Origin of the sequence: Agrobacterium sp. InxBP2, assembly GCF_026191755.1 — a bacterium.
GTDB classification, from domain to species: domain Bacteria; phylum Pseudomonadota; class Alphaproteobacteria; order Rhizobiales; family Rhizobiaceae; genus Agrobacterium; species Agrobacterium pusense.
The window spans coordinates 37,996-59,805 of record NZ_JAINDY010000020.1; the positions used below are offsets into that span (position 1 = coordinate 37,996).

A 21,810-nucleotide genomic window follows, 5' to 3' on the forward strand; every position below is an offset into this window, starting at 1 on the left:
GAGCTACCCCGACCTCGTCGTCCGCGGCTTCGACTGATTTTCAACGATCCTGTCGACGCGCATAGTCATTTTGTCGACGGCGTCTTTCACGGCACCGATCGCGCCCATGATCTGCTCCGTTTGCTCGCGCAGGCCAGACTTGGAAACATACGTTTCAGCCACGTGCAGCCGGTGAGCCGCGAGCTCTTCCCTCGCCAGTGACGCCATCGCTGAGGCCGCAGACGCCGCTGCGGATGCTTCGGTCTTTGCCGCGCTGATCTTCGCATCCACGTATTTCCACAAACCGAAGATAAAGCCGAACACCAGCACGAAGAAGCCAACGGCACCCATGATTTCGGCGCCGGTCATGGCTTTACCCCGCACAGCTTCATCAGCTTCTCATTCTCGGTAAGGATCTGCCGTTTCGTTTCCGGCGTCATCTGGTCATCGACAGAAGGGCGCACCGGGCGCGCGATGTCGCAGTAGCTACCGCTTGTCGCGCATCCACTTGCCAAGAGCGTCATCAACGCCAGCGTCATCCAGATTCCTGATTTCATTTTCGACATCCCCGGCCTTCTTGATGGCCTTGGCATTTGCTGCGGCCTGTTCGTCTTTCGCCGCGGAGCGCCCTGCCCTCTGGCCGTACAAAAAGACGCCCGCGAGGATCGCGAGCGCCGTACCGATTGCGGCTAGATAGCCTTTGAGTTTTGCCCACAAGAGGATCAAACCACCACCTCCTTGCCGCGCCAACTGTTCCACCGGCGAGCGATGACATCGCGATGGCGATAGGCGACATAGCCAACTGCAGCGATTGCGACGCCGGCGACGATCCACCACCATGGAAGGCCTGCCACGAAAGCGAGCAAGCCTGAGCTTGCAGCTGAGCCAACACCCTTCGTGACGGCTTCCCTTGCTGCCGATGCGTCGCGCCGCAGCTGAGCGAGCGTGGCGGGACCGATGATGCCATCGGCGATCAGATGTGGGTGGGCCTTCTGGTAGGCAATCACCGCTGCCTTTGTCTTCTCGCCCATCCAGCCGTCGATGGCGCCAGGATTGAGGCCTGCGGCCGTCAGCAGCTCCTGCGCTTCTTTAACAACGGGATCGGGCTGGGCTGGCGGCTCGGCAGTGGCTTCCTTCGTTGCGCTCGCTACGCCGGTGTAGATGCCCTTCTCAAAAAGCAGGGCCTCTTCCTTGCGGCGGCGCACGAGGCCCGGCAGCTTCTTGCCTTTCGCCGTGTTGTAATTGGCTGCGAGATGAGCGGCGGCCTTCTTGATCTGCCCTTTGCGCCAGTATGCGGCCCACGTCCAGTTCATGGCGCCAACACCGAGATTGAACGTCACGGAGGCCGCCGCGTCGAGCTCGTGCTGCTTGCGGTCGGCGGGAGAGCCGGCAACAACAGCGGGCACGTATTCAGCGGAAAGCACGGCATCGAGGATGGCATCGCTCTGCGCGGCCGCGATCTTGGTCTTGCCTGGCACGAGCTTCGTGATGCCAATCTTGGCCAGCTCGCGGCGCACGGAATCGCTGCGCATCGTAAAGCCGGTTCCGATCGTCGGCACCCCGACAGGATCCAGGTAGGCGGTAAGCGGATTGCCCTCATGCAGGCGCACGAAAGCCCTCCCCTGTGTGGAGATTTTGGTGATTGGCATTTGGTTGTCCTGGTTGGGTATTGTTGGAACGTTCGAACGGTCGGCGCGTTTAGACGGCGCCATGTCCACAATTCCATGGCCTAAAGACCCGCGCAAACGTCCCCCGGTTGCGCGGTTTTTTTGCTGCTATCAATACAGCCGATACTCGTAGATATGGGAGAAGCGCCACGCTCATAACAGGCCGAAGCCTCTTTTATTCGCTCATATGGAAAAATGGAAGCGCAGGAAGTTGCGACAACCTACCCAACAGGGCTCCGAGGCATGGGCGACGAATAGATTCAAACCGGCTCTGATGGGACCGGGCAGCCCGGTTCATGTATGACGATTTGATATGGAGGTTTTCAGCAAGTATCCGCGTGTATATATTCCGGCCAACAGGTGCCAGGTTAAGGTTGCTGTTTCAGGTTGGAAACTTCGAGAATAGGAAGGGCGCCAATCCGACGTATCATCATGCGATAAACGCCAGCGCCCCTCCCCGCTCGAATTTGCTAAGTTGGCGTGACCTCAACGATGAAGCCTTCCGATTTGCAAATGGCATTGAATAACCTCTCGACGGCATGAGCGAAGGTTCCATCGATCATCCCCCTCTCAACATCAAATATTTCGCTGTTAATTTTCTGCAAAGGCATCAATGAGGCAGGCCTAAACCAGAACATCGATCCAGCAGGAAAATTCCCCCACCAGTCTTTAATACCAAGTTCGTCTGCGAGTTTATCAACGTGAACTTTGTTCGAATGCATATTTTTTTCTGAATGCTGGATGAGCGACGCCGAAGGAACCAACAATCCGATATCATTGTTAGCTATCACTTTTTCTATGCTGGCCTTGCACAGCAGCGCACTAAGTGCCGACCGACGAAGCTGCTCTCCATCATTGCGATATGTCGTCGCCTTTCCGTGTATCTTGCAAATTGCGACGTAATCGAGATGTGCAATTTTCCTGAATACGTGGAGGAACGGTCGTATGTCGCGCCCCCTGTTGTCTACTAGCTCAACGATTGCATTAGGCAGCTCAGACTTTACTTTTTGCGCAAGGGGCAAAGATGTAACTGTGACGTAGATATCGGGGGAGTAATCCTCAATGCTATTTAACGCTTTAAGGACGTCTGGTAACGCAGAATCGTAATGGATATGAACCAACACCGCATACTTGGATTGTGCGTTTTTTGGATAGGGCGGATTTTGAAACTCGCCACCGCTGACATCATAGTTCTCCATTACGCTTCGAGTGGCTGCCAAGTAACCGAACCCATGCTTGCGGTCAGGCTCAAGGTGCGTACCCTCAGCCCACTCATTCCAAGCATTGACGAACATGATGCGCTCCGATGGAGACAAGTCAGGATCCTTAACAACTCGCTCGGCATTATGGGAAAGCCATTGACTGAAATCCTTCAATGAGAAGTTTTCAAACAGTGTTGCCTTGTCGCCTCGGCGGGCTGTGTTGTCCCACGACAGCATTGCTGTCGGGAAAACTTTATACTCCTTGCTTGTCCGCGTAACAGCATCAGAAACGACCTGTTTGTAGTCGCATATGCTGCCTGTAAATTCTGGCTTCAGGTTTTTAACTTCGTGGGAAATATCAACCAGTGGCGCCGCGTGTGGCGGGAATTCCATTGCCGCGTCAAAGCCGAACTCCCGAGGATCGCTGTGGCCAAAGTTCTGCGCACAGACACAATAAAGGCCCGGAAAACCAAAACCTTTGGCCTGCTCACGCCACGCCTCTAGGGTCGCGGCCATATCCGGTATAATCGCGGCGCGGTAGACTATAAAAAGGGGCTTGCCGTCGATCTTAATATATCGCGGGTCTTCCAAGAACGGCCTTAAGTATTCCAGCATCGCCCGTGAGTCTTCCAACGAGTGATTTTGGGCGATGAGTATCTCGTGGTCCTGCCCGTCCCATCGCCTTGTCCAGTTTTCATTGGCCCAGATCATGCAAAAAGGGATATCAACCTTCGGGTTTGCCAGCATCTGCTGGAGTGGCAAGTCCATAAGAACTTTGCCAGCAAACCAGTAGAAGTAGTAGGCAAATCCCGACACGCCGTAGGACTGAGCCAAACGCGCCTGCTCCTCCATTATCTGATTCACCCTCAGATCGTAGTAACCCAGGTGTATCGGATAATGTGGCTGATGGTGACCCTCAAAAAGCGGCGCCGATTTACTGACGTTCGTCCATTCTGTGAACCCCCTACCCCACCAGGTATCGTTTTCTTCAAATGGATGAAATTGAGGTAGATAAAATGCAATAAGCTTTGGGTCAGTCTTGATCGGTGAGTAATCTCGATACTCTACAAATCCTTCCTTCACGGTCGAATATTGCACCGCTGGAATAACCGCATTTTCCCGCTGAGAATGACTGGTAATTGCGGTAGTTTGCTCGGCAAGCGATGGCAAGTAATCGCCTAAGCTAAATCGTTCTGGCCATACCTTTTTAGATTTGCCTTTCCACTTTCGAATAGAATTAGACCACCGCCGTAGCGATCTTGTCCGACGCCACCACTTGTCACCAACGACCTTATTACCGTCGTCCGCAACCCTTTGGAGAAGGGCCTTAACCTCATCAGGAGACATCTCTTCGAGACTTGTGCCTTCACCGAGATTTCGCGCGTTAGGCAGCATGTTTCGAAGGCGCCGGATCAAGCGGTCTCGTTCAGACGTTACTTCGTTTATACGATTTGACAGATACTCACGATCAGCTTTAACCTGAGTAAGTTCGTTACTCGCTTCATGGAAGGCTTTTCGAACTTCTTCCATTTTCTCAGGCTGCAAACCACCAGACAAATACTCGAACAGAGAGTGAGCTATTTGAGGCAACTCAACATCCGACGCCAAAATGACATCATACATTTGGTCGGGAAAGCCGACTAACATCTCGTCGTCACGATAGGACACGATCTCGGAAGCCGTTTCACTTGCCGCAATAACCGATGCAGTAACTACGCGTTGCCCATAATGGGCGGTATTTTTGAAATATCGGTTCACAAGCTCTTTGAATTCGGTGGTGTACAGTTCCCGCACATGGAACGGATTCTTGTAATTTGGCTTGTCGGAGTAAATATATTTGTTGGGGCTCGAAATTAGAAGAACGCCCCCCGGTTTAAGGACGCGCTTTATCTCAGCCATCATCTGATCATGTTCAATCAGGTGCTCAATTGTTTCAAACGAAATCACAACATCAACGGCATCGCTATCCAGCGGTATTTTCGTCGCGCTCCCGCAGATGAAGCGCAAGCCATCCTTTGAATATTTTGCTTTTGCGTGTTCCACAGCTTCTTGCGAAACATCCACACCCGTAACGCTTTTTGCAGATCGAGCCAAGATAGCCGACCCGAACCCTTCACCGCTGGCAATGTCGAGTACATCCTTACCGTAAACAAGATTGAGAGCCAGATGGTAACGATGGTAGTGCTCTAGCTCAATTATCCCTTGGAACTCAGGCAGGAATCTTTCGCCATCAGGCTTCAGGCCCGTCTCTTTCATCAAACGCTTCCCATACAAAAAGGGGCAATCCCCATCGCCTCGATTTTCGAGCAATGATTAGCGAAGCTATCTTTGTCAAGATGACTATGCTTCAGCTGCATTGTTCAGTGCGGTCCGATCCACGATAACGGCCACCGCACCGAGGCCTGGCGCTTGGCGCAGGGGCGAGCCTCTTCCGCTTTGTGTTTTCGGCGTTAAGGCTTATCCCGCCGGCCAGGCGATGGGAGCGATTTCCGCAAGGAATTGCTCCACAGTTGGCTGCTCGCGCTGGCCGGCCTTCACTTTTGCCAACTCGCCGTAGGCGTAGAACCAAACGTTATCGCGCCAAGCGACAAACGCCTGGGCTTCCGCCGCCCACCTCGGTTTTGTTGACCCTATGTAGGAGGCCAGCGTCACGCCATCTCGGAATTGCCGCTCACGAGCCGTGCTGTCGACCAGGTTCTGGATGGCGTTCTCGTAGTCGGTGATGGTGACCGGGTTGAGGAAGGCGATAACCTCTGGGTCGCTATCCAGCATCCCTTCTTCAGCGATACCTGCCTGAAAACTGGAGTACACGCCGACGATCTTGCCATCGATCTCGCGTTGAACATAAATCCTCATGATTTTCCTCGATTGTCGATCCAGCCCTTGCTGATGAGAACGTTGAGACCCAAAGACCCGCCGAAGTTGACGACAGCGAATTGGATTTGGGAGGCAAGGTTGGTCTTTATGCCCCCATTGACCTGGTAGGGTTTGATGTCGCTGGCGACAGACGTGATGGTATAGGACGTCGGAGTCTTGCCGGCGGTTGCAAGCTGTGTCTGGATGTTTCCGTTTGATGCCCCCATCTGCTGGGTGATCGCAAGCTTTGGTTCGGTAACGATGCCCAATGGTGCCCTGATGGTGAGCAAGGTTGACGCCTGTGCTGCTGTGCTATTGCGCTCTGTGTTGTCATCAACGAACTCGAAGTCATTTTCCCGCTGAACCATCGAGATCAAGTTATTGCCGACGCGAAACCAGGATGCCACGCGTCGATAGTGATTGAAGGCTGCGGGATAATTCGGCTGGGTCGTAGGATCGAGCGATTTGGAGAAGCCGCGCGATACCGTTGTCCCATTGCTGATCACGAAGCAGTGCCAAGTTCCGTCCGAGATGGCGCTATCAAACCGTCCGCCGTTGCCCGTACCATATGCTACATCGAGTTGGGCCGTTCCGGCGGCGTGCGCCATCAGGATCGGGTTGGCTACTTCGCTCGCAACAATACCCGCTGGGAAATCGAGGTCGTTGGCCGCGTCAGCTACGTTATTCGACAGATTGAAGTTAGGCGAGATATAGCCAGGGATCGGAACGCCGCCGATGGCCGCCTTGAGTTCGGCTTGCGTTGCCTTTCTGCCTGTCTTGCCCGTTGTGTCAGCGAATGCGACGATGTCGCCAGAAGCAACACCACCAGCCGGGCCAGAGAAATCACCAGTACCGGTGCCATCCGTCCCTTTGCGGGCCAGCAGCCGCCAGTAAGCATTACTCTCTGCCGGCAGAACTGGCGGGGCGTTGCCCGTGGTCGACTGCAGCGCAATCCAAGTGGAGCCGTTATTGAGAACGATATCGTTGGTCGCGTAGGCCGTCGCTCCACTATAAGTGCCGCGGTCCACCACGCCCGGAGTGCCAGAGCGAGCGAACAGTAACCATTGCGTGTTTTCGGTTGTCGGGAGTGTCGGCGGCGCGTTGCCGGTCGTCGCGATCTTGGCGATCCATGTCGAGCCGCCGTACTGCACGATATCGCGGATCGCATAGGCCGTGCCTGCGCTGTAGTTGCCGCGCTGGTTGACGCCAGCAGGACCGATAGGACCCGTTACGTAAGACGGCGCACTCCAGTCTCCCGACGTAGCCGAGTTCTTGAAATAGAGCGCAGACCGGCCGTCTCCAATATCGATGACGAGAACTGAGAAGCCGGCAGCAGCGCCATTGTAAGCCGCCCTGCCCGCAAGGTTTGCCACCCACGCGTCATATTGGACGCCCTGCACCAGCGCCGCTTTGTTGATGGTGCCGAAGACACCCGGGCCGATACCGATCGGAATGTCATCGGTGCCAACCGAGATTTCAGACAGGCTGTCGAGGTTGCCATTCGACAGTGAAGCCAGCAGCCGGCGCATGGCCTCAACCGCTGCAATCGTTGGCGACGTAAGCTCGACCTTGTAAGGCGCATCAGTCTGCGCAGGACCGGGCCAATCATCAGCAAGCAACAGTTCGGTATCGCTGATGATCTGCTCGATGACGATCGGGCGGCCAACGTGAATACCGAACTTGTCGCCGACCTTGATCGGCGTCAGCCCGGCAACTTCCGTCAGCCAGCCCGTATCCGTGCCGGTCACAGTGCGAGAGCCTACAGCGACGGTTGCCGTACCGTCGCCGTACCATGTGGTGTTAGCCATTATTCGGATGCTCCGTTACCAGTGTCGACGGTATCGCCCTCGCCTTTCGCAAGGCGCAGATCGGCTTCAAGGCCGTTGATCTTGTCGAGGAGGATCTGGTTTTCCTGCTTCTGCATGGCGAGGTGTTGCCCGAGCAGCAAAGTCCGCTGCTTAAGGAAGCCTTCGCGCACTTCCGCTTCCTGCAGGGCGACGAGCGCGTCGACCTGCATCTGATTTCCGGCTGTCATGGATTACCTCTTGAATGCTTGAGCAACGATTGTGGAATTGACTGGGGTCGCTCCCTGCGGCGTTGCGGTCAGCCTGAACGTGGTTTGAGTGCGACCGCTTGGCGGGTTGAACAGATACGTGGTTGCGCCAAGGAGGCGCGCAGCGCCGGCGGCCGGTGTCGTTTTCGAGAACACCAGGAAGGTTTCGATGTCGGCGTTGTCTGTGACGTTTCGCAGAGTGAAGCTCACGTACTGCTGATCGGTCGACGTTCCAGAAAACACCTTGCCGACCACATCCACCTGCACTCGCGGAGAACCAAGGCCGTGGGTAAGGGTGATGTCAACAGACCCGTTTCCTGGAAGAACATCAGAAGCCGCCGCGGTGATTGCGCCGGGATCAATGTTCGACGTGCCAACTTTAAGATCGCCGATGTAAGCGCTCGAAATATCGACATTCCCCAATACTGACGAGAAAGCCGAAAGGCTGTTCACCCTTATATCGTTGGCGTAAAGCACACCGCCGGTCACAGTGAATGGTTGCTTGATGGTTGCCCCGTCGTCGCTCGCGACAACAAACTGGCCAGCCTGAACAATGACGCGCGTTGGCAGGGCCGGGTTAGCGGGAACATCCAACAGCAACGACGCAGCGCGATATGCGCCATCATTGACTGCGGCCGTAACGCCGTACCGAGCTGCATATCCTGATGGAGCAGCGATGGCAGCCCATGCGACATTGACGAACGCCGAGCTTCCGCCCAACGCCGCCGTCAGTGTTTCCACCTTGCCAGCGACGGCCATAGTTTCATTCACGGCAAGCTGGATATCCTCTCGATATTCGGCACGGGCCGCGCCCAACTCGACAGACAGTTCTCTGGCGAGATTTCTGGTGTCCTTGTATGCAACCGTCGCCAGTTCCATCTGCGCGGCGATGAGGCCGTCGATGGCATCCTGCGCTGTTCGCGTGCTATTTCGCAGCCAGCCGAGCGCCTCTTCAACGCCGGTTAGGTCGACATCAACGAACACATCCTTGTCCGAGAGCAACACATTAGGTGTCGTGACGGGAATGGATCCAGACCACAGCACTGGCCTGTCGCCGCCTGGAATGTATCGCCCACGGACAACGTAATCCTCATTCGGCAAGAGGCTTTGCGAAATGAGCATCGAGCCAACTTCAGGCTGGTCGGTGCGCCCGGTAACAACCTGCTCAAGCGTGCTAGCGAGACGAATATCGTACTCAATGCCGATAACGTCATCGAGGCGCCCGTCCGTGTTGTCCCATGTCAACCTGATTGCTGGCCGCCTGTCGTCGCCAGCCGCATCCTTAACCGTGGCCGGTTCTGCGAACCAGTCGATGATCGGCTGTGGCGTCGGACGAATGACACCAAGCTGGCCGTCAACCGGCGGTTTGAACTCGGTATCGCTGCTCCAGTCATAGTCGGCAGGATCAACCTCAGTGATGTCGATCATCACGTCGAGGTTGGCGCGATCGGCAACGCCGTCGATCCGCATCAGCTTGGCGATGTAGCCATTGCGCTCCGACGTCCACGAAAACACCGTTCCCGGCGTGGCGTAGGCCCAGAACTTTGGCGGCAGGACAATCGTGTGCCTGCGGAAGCGTCGAGCCTCCTCAAGCGCCGACTTCATCAGGCGCTGCACCTGTTCCGGATAAGGAACGAAGTTAAGGTCGACATCAGCCATCAGCCGGCGGTTGCCGTCGATCGCCTCAAGGTCCGTTCGGTACAGGGGCGGTGCGGTCTTGGCGACCCAGCCATCGGCAGGCGACGGATAGTTAGCAGAAACGCCATTGATGGTGTCGGCCAGCCCGAGGAACGGCGTAAACTCCTGCTCGTCCGTCGACAGGATATCATCGTCGGTGAAGGCGATAACGGGGGCATCCGGCGCGCCAGAATGAAGATAGTAGACGCCACCGACTTCCGAAATCCTGCCCTGGCAAGCCGTCAGCAACGCTTCGACGGCGGAGGTCAGCGGTGCATCAACCTGAATTTCGCCGCCGCTTCGGTAGGTGTTCACCCAGCCGGTTGATTCCAGCGTGCCTGCGCGATGTTTCTCGATCTGCGCAATCCACGCTGCGGCAGGCAGGCGTGAAGAGGAAAGGTTTTGGAGGCCATAGAACCACTGGCCGTTATAGGTGATGCCGCGCAGTAGATTGTAGATCTGCACTGCTGGCAGGAAGTCACCGTCGCCGCCCCATGTCGCCGGATCGGCGAAGCGCTGCGGACCAACGCCGCCTTGCGTGCTGTCACGCGAAATGTCGTAGAGGCGCAGGCCTTCGAGCACGAACTTGAAGGACGGCACGCCAGAAAACATGTTCTTCGAGACGCGAGCCGTGACAATGGCATAAGCAACACCGCGCCCGATACGATCCGGGTTCCACCACCTGTTGCCGTTGGAAACCGACGTGAACAGGAAACTGTCAGCCGTCGTCTGCGTGCCATCGTAGAACTTGACCCAGAGGCTATCCGGATACTCGTTCACAGCGTAGCCCCGATCCGTCAGCCCTCCGAGCGTCACGAGCTCTCCATTGACCCAGACCTCGGCCAGTCCACGCACGGGCAGATCCGACAGAGCGATAACCTGCGTCAGATAGGCGTTCGGCGTGTCGCCGTCCTGCCCCCAGGTATTGACGAACACGAGAGAGCCAGCGGTAGCCGTGCGGCCCATGATGAAGGAGCGAGGAACATCCCCGCCGCCCTGCAGTGTGCCGTTGATTGAAAACGTCGGGTCTTTTGGCTTACCAGCAAGCGACTGTGCGAGAAGGCTGACGCCGACACCAACAGCGGTCTTCAGCAGGAACGCGCCGACTGCGCCAAGGCCGCCGATAAATCCAGAGACAGCCGAAATCGCGCCGCTGATCGCAGCCGCGATGCCAGAAAAGATAGCCATCGATTTTCCTTGGGGATGCGCTGCGCGCGGGGCGCGGATGGCGCCGAAGGAATGCCGCTAGAGCGACTTCATGAAATGTGTTTCGACAGCGCTGTAGCCGCGCCGCTCGTAGAGGCTGGAGACGTCATTGGTTGCCAGTGAAGCCATGCCGGCAGAGACGCAGCCGACCGACCGCGCCCACGCCTCGTAAGCATCAAGCATCTTGATTGCGCCCCGGCCTCGAGCTTCTGGCGTCACAAACCAGACCGTCTCCTTGGCAATGCGACCGGCCCCGAATGGGTGTTCAAAAGCGCAGGCCATGAGAATGCCCTGCACGGGATCGCCTGCGACGAGAACGCAGGCCTTGTCCGACACCAGATGCTGTTGAAACAGCCGATCGGCATAAGCCGCTCGAAACGGAAAGGTGAACCCGGCGGCCTCATGGCTCTCACGCAGGAGCGCCACAACTCGGTCGCGGTCCTCGCTCGTTGCGAAGCGAACTTCCATCAGAATATCCCGAGAAACTTCTTGCGCTTCGGCTGGGTCGCAACCTTGCCCTTTTCGGAGCCCCAGAAGAACTCCCACTCGGACGAGGTGTCAGCGTCGGTGAAGAACGCATCGCCGGCCTGTCGAAGCACCTGCGTGGCGTGACTGCGCGTCGACGGGTTGGAACGTGTCATTTCCTGAGTGTGGCTCGCGCAAACCATCGTCACGCTGCCTTCCTCATTCTCGGAAGGCGTGTTGATCGTGATGGTGTCCACGAACCCAACGAAACGGCATTCCGCCGGCGCCACCATTTGGCGGCTGTCCGGATCGAACAGGCCTCTGTAAATCTCGACACGAGCCTGACGGCAATCATACTGCCTCACCAGCGTCTGCACGTGCTCACTCACCTGAGATAGGCGGATATTGACGTTCTGGACCGAAAGGTTGGCGACGAGCGGAATGTCATCGATCTGCACCAGTGTGCCGGAGCCGTACCAGTCACGCGTGACCGGCAGGCCTGTGTCCGGGTGCACAATGGCCGCAGACACGTTTCCGACGTCCGACCACATGCCATCGGTGACCGGCGCACCAGTCGCCCGATCGCGCGCAACGAACCAAAGGAAGTCACGCGCCACCAGTTGCCGCGCCTCAAGCGCAGCAAGGTTTTCTGCTGATATGTATCTCATTGATTTCCCTTAGCGGGCTTCAATCGCCTGAAACGTGACCGTGCCACGACCAGTGGCCATGTCGGCAGTTGTCGAAATCGAGCCAGGCACGATCGCCATGATGCAGGAAGGCTTGACCAGCGCAGCGGCGACAGGCGCCGTAACGCCCGGCCACAGATGCGGGCGAACCTCAAACTGCGTGGTCACGCCGCCGCCACTGGCCGTCACGGCCTCCATGACCATGTGGAGGTCTTTGTCGCCGATCTGGATGTAATCGCCGACCGAAACCTTGTAGCCAGCGGGCACGCCCGACAGCGAGATTGCCTTGCGGTTACTCGCAATCGTGGCCACCTGCCCCACCCCGGCGAATGCGCTACCGGTTGGCCATCTGCCGTTCGGGTAGGCGACGGGAAAGCAACGAGACTTCGGGAATGCGCGGAACGTCTTGAGCCCGTTTTCCAAGCTCGTAAGCCGCGCACGCCAGTAGTCTAGCTCGTTCGGCTTCATTGATCGCGATTGCGCCGCCATCTGCCAGAGTGGTGACCCCATGTCCTTGACGACCGTCTGGCCACCAGCCGTGCGCGACTGTTCTTGCCGCCAAAGCAGATTGAACTCCGTCGACCAGCCTGGGAACTCATCGAAAAACGAAGTTGGGAGCGGGTATGTGATTGTCATGCCTTACCCCAACTTCACGTTTCGTTTCTGGGCCGACCGAACGGCGGCCTCAACGCGGCTTTGCAGTTCGCCCTGCATCTTGGCTAGCGCCTTTTCCTGTCTTGCGACGGCTTCAACAGACGCGCCGCGGTTGTCGACGACTGGATTGAAGTTGACGACGACACCGGCAGATTGCGCCGACATCGATCGCAAGCTCGGCACGCTAGGGACCGAAATCCCGACTGGGCCGCCGTTGGCGTAGCCTTTGAGATTGCGCCGCATGGCCTCCATGGCTGCAGGACCGCCAGCAGCTTTGACTGCCGCCTGGTCAAAGACGTATTCGCCCTTATGCACCACACCGGCGGGCTGATACTTGCCGCCGTCGCCGGTGTAGCCGCCGTCTGAGAAGCCAGAAAACAGTTTGGTGAGCCATCCTCCGCTACTTGTGGCCTTCGACCCGCCCATGAGGGCGTCGAAAGCGCTGTTAAGCACCAGATCAGCTAACTTGTTGAGCAAGCCAGAGAGCGCCTCGCTCAAGCTTTGAGCTCCGGTAATAACGTCCGCAAAGCCTGTTCGTGCGGCGTCATAAAACTCCTGCGCCGAACTCTCCGCGCGCTGCTGAGCCTCTTCTACCTCCCTGAGAGCATCGGCCTGTTTCGCATACGCAGAGGAAACTTCATCAATCGTTTTCTTCTGCTGAGATGAAAGCTGGATACTCTCGAGGTCTTTCTGCCCCTTCTTTCTGGCCTCCTCTCGAAGGTCAGCCAATGCACGCTGCTCAAGATCAAGCGCCATCCGGCGTCTCTCTTGTTCTTGATATGAAAGGCTCACCGTCGACTGCTCTTGAATGAGGGCTGCCGTCCTGTCTTTGATGGCCTGAATATCTTCGCGGAAGCGATCGTCGGCGGTCTTCTTTGGTACTTTGGACTTCTCGGCAGGTGCTGCACCTATGCCTTTACCAAAGCCGGTAGGCTGCTTGGCGAGCTCAGCATCGATCTGTTCAAGCTGCGCTCTGAGATTGAGGGCAGCTTTACCGATCGCGGTCGCTTTGTCGTCCGCAGTTCGCGCCGCATAATCGAATGGGTCAAAACTCAGTTCGTAGCCAGTAAGGGCCTTCGTCATCGTGCGAAAGTTTTCGGCACGAGCGCGGGCGGCATTGAGTTCTGCATAAGCAAGATCAAATGAGGCTTTTGCGGCCTCATATTGCATCTTTATCTGGTCTCGTAGGGCTGTAGTGTAGCCTTGAGATGATGATTTCGCCTCATCAAGGGCTGCCGCATGGCTTGAAATAGCGGCGTTCGCATTTGTTATTGCCGTGTCTGTCGCGTTGGCGCTATCGACCATTAAATAGATGGCGGCTGCCGCAGCACCAGCGATCAAGCCGATGGGGCCGAGCGCGGCAGCAAGTCCGCCAGCTACAAGCGTACCGGTTCGTACCGCACTGATGAATGCTCCAAGTGCCGCTACAGCATTACCAAGACCGGCAACCACGCCCACGAGAGCGCGCCCAACCAGAGCGCCGGTGATGATAGTGATAAATTGCAGAACAACATCGCCCACTTCTTTGAAATTGTCTGCGAGATAGTTCAGTGCCTCGACAAGCTTCCCGGTAGCACCGGCAGATGCATCCGCATTCCCGATGTACGCCGTAAACTCGTTGTTAATACGCGTTACGGCATCCCTGATTGTTGAGTTTGTTGCCTTGAACTGTGCCTCGATAGGCTTTTGAGCGTTCAAAATTGCAGAAAAAACTCGATCCGACGTTAGCTTGCCTTCGGCTCCGAGCTGCTTAAGGCCGGCGATAGTCGTCTTAAATTCGTTCGCGATAGCCTGCGCAAGGATAGGCGCGTTTTCACGCAGAGAACGGAGCTCGTCCCCCTGCAGAACGCCGGAGCCAAGAGCTTGGCCGAGCTGCAAAATGCCGGCCGCCTGCTCCTGCGCCGATGCGCCGCCGGCCTTGAATGCCTTCGAGACGATCGAGGTTGCGGTGGCTATTTCCTGCTCAGACTTTGCCACCCCTGACGCGGATCTTATGAGTCGAGCGTATAAATCTACGTAGTCGCCAAAAGCGGTACGGGCCTCGTTGGCGCCGTCTTTCAGATCATTCAGCGATCTCGCCTGCACCCCAGCTGATGTGGCGGCGGCGTTAATTTTGTTCCCAGCCTCCGTCCATGCGTCGGCGTACTGTGAAATTTCCTGAACGCTTAGCGCTGTGCCGGCCAAAGCTACAGTCGACCTAAGCGCGACATCGAGGGAAGACGATATGCGACTCCCCATCCCTGCAAAGGATTTCTCCACCTTGGCATTCATCGAAAGAAATCGACGTTCGATCTCGTTCGCACGCTTCTGCGTTGTTCCCATCGCCTTAGCCATGGCATTTTCGTACTTCTTGATGTCAGCCGACAGCTGTACAACAAGACGCTCTAAGTCTTGCGCCATTTCTGAAATGCCTTACTGAGTGGGTGTCGCAACGGGAGGCTTTTTATGAAAACCTTGATTATGTCGGTTTGTCTTTCATTGCTCGCAACGGTTGGTGCGGCTCAGTCAGAGAGGAACGCGAAATGCTTGGCGATCAAGGATGCGGCAGAGATGCAGAAATGCCTTGAAGCAAAAGATGATCGCAAATCCGAGAAGTGTGCGGTTGCGGAGCCAGGCAAGTCGCGGGCAGACTGCATGTACGAGGAGCTTCACAAGACTGGCCGTTAAAGCCAGTCCCAGAGTTCATCTATTTCCTTCGTCGTAAGAGATCCGTCGTCCGCGGTGTTAGCTTCGACGTACCCGTCGACTGCCGCCAAAAATTGCCACATTGACATTCGATTGACTTGCTGAGGGGTAAACCCCATCACAGCCCCCGTGCCGTAGATCGCAGCAAATCTCAGCTTTCCGTTAGGGAGGTCGTCAAGCTGTGTTCGATTTGACTTGCTGCGTCGCCCTCCCCCACAGGCTCTTCCGGCGCACCATACACAGCGGCAACAAGCACCGCCTGCGCGGCCAACGCGTATTCGCCGACCGGTCTTGTTCTGACGTGATCCTTGATCAGTTTCGTAGCCTCTTCGGGCTTGCGGCCAGCGCCAATAAGCCCGAGGCGGAGAGTGGCTTCAATATCTTCCGATCGCCACAACTTGTGTTCAAGACGATGCAATACGACGAGCGGACCCGCATCGCATTTTTCCTGAAGCTGTGCGATCTCTCCCCACCCGAGACGGAATTCGTAGTCTCCGTCCCAGATGGTCAATTCGATACGAGCATCCCGCATTAGGGCGTGACCGGCGTTGTAACGCGGACCATTTCGCCGTCGCTCTGGAGCGAAACGTTGTTGGTTGCGCGCTGGCCATTGTTGGCGCCGACTTCCATGCTTTCGATATGCATGCGGCCGGTCCAGGTGATCGTCTTTGCGGGGAACTCCCATTCGACCTTGACCGGAATGCTCTCGATGCTCTCAAACCCTTCGAGCCATGTATCGACACTCTCGGACGCGAGCACGCCTTCGCCGGAAATTCCCATGGAAAGAGACGTCGCGTCTCGGCCGACCCAGTCGACCTTGTCGGGGTCTTCACAGTCCGGGATATTGACCTCTTCGAGGCCCTTGTTCAGCGTGATGGAGCGCTGAGTGAAGCCGCACGGCGCAGTGTAAACAATCGGATCGGCATCGTTGCCCAAAAGCACGCGAATCTTGCCGCCCTTGATGGTGGTTGCTTGAGCCATAAAGGCCTCCTGAAAATGTCGGGAAAAGGTGGAGCGTTACGGCTCTTCGATAATCGCTGTGTAGCGCATGGCAGCCTGCTTGATCGCGCCGTCCGTGATGAAGTCAGTGCGCCAAGGCTCGAATGAAACCAGAGCATTGGCAGCCAAAGGGGGGTCCCAATTTCGCAGTGCGCGCCGCACCGCATCGGCAACCTGCCTCACTTGGGAAAGCACAGTCGCATCTGACCAGCAGTCGATCTGCATCATGATCTCACCGCCGTCGATGCAGTCGACAAGCTCTGCAACGTAGTTTGAAGGCCCGATGCTGATGTAAGGCTTGGCCCAGGTGGACTGCGGGATATCGGCGATGCGATTTGCAACCAGCGCAGTGACAGCTGCATTAGCTTTGAGTCGGGCGATAATGGCGCCTTGAAGCTCGAGGGTGGGATCAACCATTCGCTGCCACCTCCTTCGCCGATTTATTGATGGCGCGTGTGATGCGTGATTTCGTGCGACGGCGCAGTGCGCGGTAAGAGACGAAGAAGAACGGTTGTGCTTTGGTGCCCGGATGCTGAGTACCGGGGAACTGGCCAGCATTTTCGTGCGCCTTGGTCGCGAACTCGACGAGGTGGGCATAGCGCACCTTGCTGTTACCGGCATAAATCGTGATCACGAGTTTGCCGTCACCGGACTTCACGGTGGCAATCTTTTGGCTGTATTTTGGAGCATCGCCCCATGTCCAGCCAATAGAATCGCGAAGTTCGCCGCTATCGATGGCGACAAGCGATTTCATGAGGGCGACAATCTCGTCGGCACCCTGCCCCATCGCCTCCTTGATACGCTTTTCGGCAGCAGCCGGCAGTTTCGCAAGCTTACGGTTCAGTTTAGCGAGTCCTAGAATAGTCACCCCGCCTCCCCTTGCACCACAAGCAGCTCGATCCACTGGTTGCGTTCGTCGATATTGACCGCAGCCTTGATCGCGTAGACCACGCCGGTGCGCTTGTTCCGCGCCTGCCAAGCCGGCGTAATAGTGCGCGTGCGTTCGTTGCTGCGGACAGTCATGGTGAACGGCTGCATTCCTTGGAGACGGCTGGCGATGACAGTTTCGTTGCCGACGCGCGGCTCAAGGCGGGCTGGCTCCACAAATTGCTCAGCAAAGCCGACCACTACGCCACCATATCCATCATCGCCCTCAACCTCGGCCTCAAAGCCGATGCGCTCACTCAGCGAGCCCGCGCCCGCCCTCTTGCGTTTTGGCATTCGGTCGATCCTTGGTGGGTTCGGCAGCCTCGGCCGCTATTGCAGTCGCGGCGCACTTGCGCGTGACGTTGTAGAGGCCGACTGGATAGGCGATCGTGAAACCTGGCTGGCGCCAGTCGAACGGTTCATGGAAGCGGAGCCACATAGTCATCTGCCACTGTTCGCCAGACACGCCACGGTGCCAAAAGCATCCGCACTGCACGCGGAAGGACCGCGTCGCCTGTTGCCTTGGGGTCCGGCTCGCGCATTTCGTAGAGATCGCCGGTCACGAGAAGGATCGCCGACACGATTGCGGGCGTTGCTGTAATGCCCTCGGCGGCCGTGGGTGGTTCACCGGCAGCTACGACTTCGCGATCAAGATGCTGCGTAACGATGCTTTCAGCGGCGTCCCGATAGAGGCCGATCTCCGTATCTTCATCATCATGAAAGACACGGAGATGCTTCTTTACGGTTTCGAGATCGACGATTGGCATATCAGTCTCCTCCGATCACGCCGAGCGAGAACCCTCTATCGAGGATCAGCACGTTGGCACTGTCACCGAAGAAACCGCGAGCAGCCTCAGCGATAGCGCGTCTCGTTTCTGGAGAGATATTCTGGTCGCATTTGATGACAAATCGGTCCCCCGGCTTGATCACCAATCGCTCCATATCGCCAATGAATTTGATACTCTGCTCTGCCATATCAGGCCGCCACTACTGCGGCAGTAGGCGCGCTTGTGACGTGCACGCTGCCCTTGTCATTGGTGGCCGTGACGCGAACCGTGATGGCCTTACCAACGTCGCCGGCGACCGGCACATAGGTAGCCGCAGTGGCGCCAGAAATCGCGACGCCAGCAGCGAACCACTGCCGCGCGTAAGTCGGCGAGCCGGACCATGTGCCGGTTGTCGACGTCAGCGTCTGGCCAACCTGTGCCGTGCCCGTGATGGCAGGTGCAACAGAATTCACCGGTGAGCCAATACCGTTGACGATACCGGCGCCGATATAGGACGCGACCCTGCGCTTACGAACCTTCGTTGACAGCATCGGGTTTGTCCTTCTTCTTCGTCGAACGAGCAGAGGAAATCACGGGCTTGTCAGCGGCTTCATCCGCGGCGTCGTCTTCTGTAGAGGTTTCAGCCTTTGCCTCGCTGATGATATCGACAAGACCCTGCGCCTCGAGCTGCTTCGCCTCGCCTGCCTCGACCTTGAACGGATCGCTCTTTTTGGTCTTCAGTTCTTTGCCAACAGCGAACGTGCGCTTGGCCTTCACTTCCAGAAAATCAGTCATGTTCACTCCCTAAGAAAAAGGCCCCTTAAGGGGCCTAGATCAGGTAAATTTGTTTCGCTTGCTTTCGGACATTGTCCGACGCCCAAAGTGGCCGCAGATTGGTCAGCGCCCAAGCCGCCTTAAAGCCTTTGCAATCGGCTGTTCTGAATTCGAAACTCGACTTCGGCACGATGTGATCGATGTGCCAGTCACTGCGATTTTCCCAAGACATGCCGGGGAGAAACTGGCGCTCAAGATGCCGTATAAGATCCTCGAGCGAGTAGTCGACAAGGTCGCGCCAGCTTTTGCCAGATTTTCCTGCTGCCAAACCTCGCGAAATCATCGTGCTCATATGCCGAGATACAGCGATTTCTGGCCGCCTGCGCTGGTCTCTGTACCAAGCGTTGAACCTTTCCTTGCGGTGCGGATCGCTGCTTCGGGATTTCGATCTTTCCCGAGATCGGGCTCTGCCTGCATCTGGCCTGCATGGCTCGCAATAAAGCGCTCGGCTTTTCGATGTAGCTACGAAATACGAGCCGCAAAGCTGGCAACAAAAGGTCTCCCCTTTTACCTTGGGGACGCCATTTTTGCGCCGTCTGCGTTCCGATGCTTCTACGTCTTTTGCACGCTTTCGAGAGACTTTGCAGGCCTCGCAGTATTGTACGTGCAGCGTTTTACCAAAAACAGCAGAACCGCAATCTGGGCAGGACTTAGTGCGCAAACTTTGAGCGGCGCCATTACCGGAAGTACCGATAGTCGCAAGCATCTTTGAACCCTTATGTTCTCAGCTGTTTGCGTAACGGTGAGACTGCAATCCCGCCGTTACGCCCCTCTAAGTAGATAAGAGTTTCAGCTGTTTTTATCCAGCTTACGCGCCTTCAACATCGCCGGTAACGAACGCCTCAGGACGATAGACGGCGAACGCCAGACGCTCTTCAGCGCGGATAGACACAAGGTTGTTCTCGAAGTCTTTGTCGTTCTCGGTCGACAGCAGGACTTCGATATCCATGCGGTCGAAGATCTGAGCTGCGAAGCTGAACGCGCCGGTAAGGAACTCACCTGCGGCCATGGCCTGCGTCGAAACGACCGGCAGATTCCAGAGCGTCGGAGTGAGCGAGCCCTGCGGATTGCCGATGATGTAGTTGCCGCCGGCATCCTTGGTCAGCTCGATCTTCGCCCAGTCGATCGGGTTCAGAACGAACGCGGTTGCCGGATACTCGGCGAGAACGACCTGCAGAACAGCCAGACGGAGACGGTCAATGCCCGTTTCGTCAGCGGCAGAAAACGCCGGATTGAATGCAGTCGCCTGCGGGACGAGACCGTGAATGTTCTGGCCGGTGCCAGAGCCGTTCAGCAGCTGGTTTTCCTCGACAAAACGGAGACCGTAGCGCGCACGACCGTCGATCATAGAGCGAAGACCCGGTGCGTCGTCCATGATCTGGCGAGAAGCCTTGAAGAGGTGAGCGATCGTGCGGACAGGTGCCGACGCGAGATCGTAAGTCAGGTCAGAATAAGGCTTCGCGGCACCTTCTGCGACAGGCGCTGCGTTATTGGTGAAGCCGGTTTCCTTGACATACTCCACGTTGCCGGAAGAGGTCTGACCAGGAAGCACGAGATCACGGATCGTCAGCTGACGATCGGCAAGCGCAATGATGCCGGGCCTGCGGTCACCGGGAACAAGCGAAGTGCCAGGCGAGCGGCCTGCGCCGACGGTAGTATTCGCCGTGGTAATCGCGGCTCGGTCGGCCTTCACGCGGATAGAACCGCGGGCGCCGCCCTGCAGGTCACCATTGGTGAATCCAGCCGATTCAACGACCAGTTCGCCGAGCGACTTCTGCTCGTTTTCGCCGTTTTCCTTCTCGCGAGCGGCGCGCTTTTCCAGGTCGCCGAGGCGGGTCGTAACGTCGCCGAGTTCGGAAAGTGCCTTGTCGGTCTTTTCCTTCAGTTCAGCGGAAACTTCGCCGTTCGCAGCAAGCTTCGAAGTGAAGTCGGTTGCAAGATTGCCGACCTGCTCCTTGATGGACGCAAGCGAAGTACCGAGCTCGCCGATCTTATCGGCAAGTTGATTATCAGCCATGAGTGGCTCCTTTATCGAATGAGTGGTGATTTTGCTTCGGCGATGAGCCGGTCAATGGCTGCCAAAGCAGCAGCATCCGCATCGACGTCAGGAGCCCCCTGACCATCTTTGAGGTAGAGCCGAGCGGCCCGCTCTGCCTCAGAGCCCGACAACCCCATCAGTCCCCTGATGCCGTTTTCGAACTCGCGTTTTGTGATTTGTTCGCCGGCGGACATCTTCTCGACCAGCGTCTGCGCTGCATCAGCCTTTGCGGCATTCGCGGCCTTGATGCGCCTCACCGGAGCAGGCTCGACGTCGGCACCGTAGCGGGCCAAAGTCTCGTCAAGTGTCGCAATGCGGTCGACCATACCTCGGTCCATCAGCGCTTCTGCGTAGAACACGCGGCCTTGGCCATAATTGTCTTCGACTTTGCTGACGGTCACGCCTCGCCCCTCGGCGACGGCTGCGACGAAGCGATTGTAGGATCGGTTCACACCGTCCTGCACATGGGCCAGTGTGTCCTTGCCGAGCGGCTCGGTCTCGTTTCCCTCAACCTTGTGCTTGCCGGCTGAAATGTACGTGCGTTTGATGCCTCGCTGCTCAAGGGCAGCCGACAGATCATCGTGCGCAGTGTAGACGCCGATCGAACCCGCTCGACCGGAAGGCGTTACGACGATTTCGTCTGTCGACGCCGCAATCCAGTAAGCCGCACTTGCGGCCAAGCTGTTAACCTGCGCAATGATCGGTTTTTCGCCGCCACGTAGCTTGCGAATTTCGGTTGCGAGCTCGTCTGTGCCTGGGACCGTCCCGCCGGGGCTGTCGATGTCGAGCACGACAGCCTTGATATCCTCGTTCGAAAGCGCCTTGTGCAGCGCTTTCTTGATACCGGCATAGGAAGTCCCGCCGCTCATAGCGGAAAACAGGTCCATTTTATCGGCCAGAACCCCATAAACCGGGATTACGGCGACGCTGCCACTGGTTTCAGCAATTTCCTTGGCTCGAGCATCGTCGATTGATGCCGCAAACTCGGACGAAAACAGTTTCTCACCTTCGGCCCGCGCCACCAAAACATCAGCCAAAACGCCCAGTTTTTCGCGCTGAATAGCCCAAGGTTCGGCCAGAAAGGCCGAAATCAGGTGTTCAAACTTCATGATTTT

At 57.0% G+C, this 21,810-nt stretch carries 25 protein-coding genes; 1 reads left to right on the forward strand and 24 read right to left on the reverse strand.

Translation table 11 applies throughout. The features are described 5' to 3' along the window. Window positions 1-3 precede the first annotated feature (3 nt). The 12 genes from K7A42_RS03035 to K7A42_RS03090 form a co-directional block, all read right to left on the reverse strand. Complete coding sequence (locus K7A42_RS03035) at window positions 4-348, reverse strand: hypothetical protein (RefSeq protein WP_135855960.1); 345 nt, start codon at window positions 346-348, stop codon at window positions 4-6. A gap of 117 nt (window positions 349-465) precedes the next feature. Then, entirely contained in the window at window positions 466-705 is a 240-nt protein-coding gene (locus tag K7A42_RS03040; protein WP_022556394.1) for a hypothetical protein, read from the reverse strand. Beyond that, entirely contained in the window at window positions 702-1,628 is a 927-nt protein-coding gene (locus K7A42_RS03045) for a glycoside hydrolase family protein (protein WP_282454797.1), read from the reverse strand. Before K7A42_RS03045 ends, K7A42_RS03040 begins: the two co-directional genes overlap by 4 nt. 488 nt (window positions 1,629-2,116) lie before the next feature. Further along, a complete protein-coding gene (locus K7A42_RS03050; protein ID WP_282454798.1) occupies window positions 2,117-5,104 on the reverse strand; it encodes a glycoside hydrolase family 99-like domain-containing protein in 2,988 nt (995 codons plus the stop codon). 201 nt (window positions 5,105-5,305) lie between these two features. Beyond that, window positions 5,306-5,704 (reverse strand): hypothetical protein, encoded by a 399-nt coding sequence (locus K7A42_RS03055; protein ID WP_282454799.1) that lies wholly within the window; start codon window positions 5,702-5,704, stop codon window positions 5,306-5,308. Next, a complete protein-coding gene (locus tag K7A42_RS03060) occupies window positions 5,701-7,512 on the reverse strand; it encodes a hypothetical protein (protein ID WP_282454800.1) in 1,812 nt (603 codons plus the stop codon). Before K7A42_RS03060 ends, K7A42_RS03055 begins: the two co-directional genes overlap by 4 nt. Beyond that, a complete protein-coding gene (locus K7A42_RS03065) occupies window positions 7,512-7,739 on the reverse strand; it encodes a hypothetical protein (protein ID WP_282454801.1) in 228 nt (75 codons plus the stop codon). The genes K7A42_RS03060 and K7A42_RS03065 overlap by 1 nt, the downstream gene beginning before the upstream one ends. 3 nt (window positions 7,740-7,742) lie before the next feature. After that, window positions 7,743-10,622 (reverse strand): phage tail protein, encoded by a 2,880-nt coding sequence (locus tag K7A42_RS03070; protein WP_282454802.1) that lies wholly within the window; start codon window positions 10,620-10,622, stop codon window positions 7,743-7,745. A 57-nt stretch (window positions 10,623-10,679) separates the two neighbouring features. After that, entirely contained in the window at window positions 10,680-11,108 is a 429-nt protein-coding gene (locus tag K7A42_RS03075; RefSeq protein ID WP_282454803.1) for a GNAT family N-acetyltransferase, read from the reverse strand. Further along, window positions 11,108-11,773 carry a hypothetical protein gene (locus K7A42_RS03080; RefSeq protein WP_282454804.1) on the reverse strand — a complete coding sequence of 222 codons (666 nt, stop codon included), beginning with the start codon at window positions 11,771-11,773 and terminating at the stop codon, window positions 11,108-11,110. The genes K7A42_RS03075 and K7A42_RS03080 overlap by 1 nt, the downstream gene beginning before the upstream one ends. Before the next feature lie 9 nt (window positions 11,774-11,782). Further along, window positions 11,783-12,427, reverse strand: a complete 645-nt coding sequence (locus K7A42_RS03085) for a hypothetical protein (protein ID WP_282454805.1) — start codon at window positions 12,425-12,427, stop codon at window positions 11,783-11,785. Between the two features lie 3 nt (window positions 12,428-12,430). Continuing rightward, the gene (locus K7A42_RS03090) at window positions 12,431-14,845 is read right to left on the reverse strand and encodes a tape measure protein (protein ID WP_282454806.1); all 2,415 of its coding nucleotides are present in this window, start codon (window positions 14,843-14,845) and stop codon (window positions 12,431-12,433) included. Window positions 14,846-14,890: 45 nt separating this feature from the next. Between K7A42_RS03090 and K7A42_RS03095 the strand changes: the two genes are divergently transcribed. After that, window positions 14,891-15,112, forward strand: a complete 222-nt coding sequence (locus K7A42_RS03095; RefSeq protein ID WP_282454807.1) for a hypothetical protein — start codon at window positions 14,891-14,893, stop codon at window positions 15,110-15,112. Between the two features lie 169 nt (window positions 15,113-15,281). Here K7A42_RS03095 and K7A42_RS03100 read toward each other — a convergent pair whose 3' ends face one another. From K7A42_RS03100 to K7A42_RS03155, 12 genes are all read right to left on the reverse strand, one after another. After that, a complete protein-coding gene (locus tag K7A42_RS03100; protein ID WP_282454808.1) occupies window positions 15,282-15,662 on the reverse strand; it encodes a gene transfer agent family protein in 381 nt (126 codons plus the stop codon). Beyond that, on the reverse strand, window positions 15,662-16,111 hold the full coding sequence (locus K7A42_RS03105) for a phage tail tube protein (protein ID WP_282454809.1): 450 nt from the start codon (window positions 16,109-16,111) through the stop codon (window positions 15,662-15,664). The genes K7A42_RS03100 and K7A42_RS03105 overlap by 1 nt, the downstream gene beginning before the upstream one ends. A 36-nt stretch (window positions 16,112-16,147) precedes the next feature. Beyond that, window positions 16,148-16,546 (reverse strand): DUF3168 domain-containing protein, encoded by a 399-nt coding sequence (locus K7A42_RS03110; protein WP_282454810.1) that lies wholly within the window; start codon window positions 16,544-16,546, stop codon window positions 16,148-16,150. Continuing rightward, window positions 16,539-16,997 carry an HK97 gp10 family phage protein gene (locus tag K7A42_RS03115; protein WP_282454811.1) on the reverse strand — a complete coding sequence of 153 codons (459 nt, stop codon included), beginning with the start codon at window positions 16,995-16,997 and terminating at the stop codon, window positions 16,539-16,541. The genes K7A42_RS03110 and K7A42_RS03115 overlap by 8 nt, the downstream gene beginning before the upstream one ends. Then, window positions 16,994-17,350, reverse strand: coding sequence for a head-tail adaptor protein (locus tag K7A42_RS03120; RefSeq protein WP_282454812.1), 357 nt, complete (start codon window positions 17,348-17,350; stop codon window positions 16,994-16,996). Before K7A42_RS03120 ends, K7A42_RS03115 begins: the two co-directional genes overlap by 4 nt. Before the next feature lie 125 nt (window positions 17,351-17,475). Then, window positions 17,476-17,823: a head-tail connector protein gene (locus tag K7A42_RS03125; RefSeq protein WP_282454813.1), complete on the reverse strand. Its 348-nt coding sequence runs from the start codon at window positions 17,821-17,823 to the stop codon at window positions 17,476-17,478. Between the two features lies 1 nt (window position 17,824). Continuing rightward, a complete protein-coding gene (locus K7A42_RS03130; protein WP_282454814.1) occupies window positions 17,825-18,031 on the reverse strand; it encodes a hypothetical protein in 207 nt (68 codons plus the stop codon). 1 nt (window position 18,032) lies between these two features. Then, complete coding sequence (locus K7A42_RS03135) at window positions 18,033-18,374, reverse strand: hypothetical protein (RefSeq protein ID WP_282454815.1); 342 nt, start codon at window positions 18,372-18,374, stop codon at window positions 18,033-18,035. Beyond that, window positions 18,352-18,618, reverse strand: coding sequence for a hypothetical protein (locus K7A42_RS03140; RefSeq protein WP_282454816.1), 267 nt, complete (start codon window positions 18,616-18,618; stop codon window positions 18,352-18,354). Before K7A42_RS03140 ends, K7A42_RS03135 begins: the two co-directional genes overlap by 23 nt. Window positions 18,619-18,652: 34 nt before the next feature. Continuing rightward, entirely contained in the window at window positions 18,653-18,949 is a 297-nt protein-coding gene (locus K7A42_RS03145; RefSeq protein WP_282454817.1) for a hypothetical protein, read from the reverse strand. A 516-nt stretch (window positions 18,950-19,465) separates the two neighbouring features. Further along, window positions 19,466-20,674, reverse strand: coding sequence for a phage major capsid protein (locus K7A42_RS03150; protein ID WP_282454818.1), 1,209 nt, complete (start codon window positions 20,672-20,674; stop codon window positions 19,466-19,468). An 11-nt stretch (window positions 20,675-20,685) separates the two neighbouring features. Beyond that, a complete protein-coding gene (locus tag K7A42_RS03155) occupies window positions 20,686-21,804 on the reverse strand; it encodes a S49 family peptidase (RefSeq protein ID WP_282454819.1) in 1,119 nt (372 codons plus the stop codon). Window positions 21,805-21,810 lie beyond the last annotated feature (6 nt).